The 693-nt window shown below is 63.1% G+C and carries 2 protein-coding genes; both read left to right on the top strand.

What is annotated here, in order from left to right:
• Nucleotides 1-253, top strand: a 253-nt coding sequence (locus J6497_RS40815; protein WP_225709769.1) for an aldehyde dehydrogenase family protein, incomplete at its 5' end; no start/stop codon positions are given.
• A gap of 202 nt (nt 254-455) precedes the next feature.
• The coding region (locus J6497_RS40820) for a VOC family protein (RefSeq protein WP_225709770.1) at nt 456-693 on the top strand (238 nt) is incomplete at its 3' end.

Raw genomic sequence — 693 nt, forward strand, 5'->3', positions numbered from 1 at the left:
CGTGCAGTACGGCCTCACCGGCTATGTCTGGACCGGCGACATGGGCCGCGCCCTGCGGGTGGCCGATGCGCTCGAAGCCGGCATGATCTGGCTCAATTCGGAGAACGTCCGCCATTTGCCGACGCCATTCGGGGGCATGAAATCGTCCGGCATCGGCCGCGACGGCGGCGACTATTCATTCGACTTCTACATGGAAACCAAACACGTCTCGCTGGCGCGCGGGACGCATAGGATACAGAGACTCGGCCTGTGATGCGTGTCGTCGCTCGATCAACAATCACGGTGCACTACCTCTCCCATAGGGAGAGGTCGAACTTCGCGCGTAAGCGAGAAGTTCGGGTGAGGGGTTACGGCCCATCGAGGGAGCGTAACCCCTCACCCGGCGCTTCGCGCCGACCTCTCCCTATGGGAGAGGTGAAGACGAAGACCGCCTAGAGTCTTGGGAGCAAAACACCATGCCCGTTCCGCAGCACGTCTTCGATCCGCCGTTCAACATCATCCGCTGCAGCCACGTCGTGCTCGACGTGACCGACCTCGGCGCCAGCCGCGCGTTCTACGAGAACACCGTTGGGCTGCATGTCGAGGATGCGGACGACAAAGCGGTTTACTTGCGCGGCGCCGAGGAGCGTCAGCACCACTCGCTGGTACTGCGCAAGGCGCAAGCTGCGGCCTGCAACCGGCTGGGCTTCAAGG

Origin of the sequence: Bradyrhizobium cenepequi, from assembly GCF_020329485.1 — a bacterium.
Taxonomy (GTDB): Bacteria; Pseudomonadota; Alphaproteobacteria; order Rhizobiales; family Xanthobacteraceae; genus Bradyrhizobium; species Bradyrhizobium cenepequi.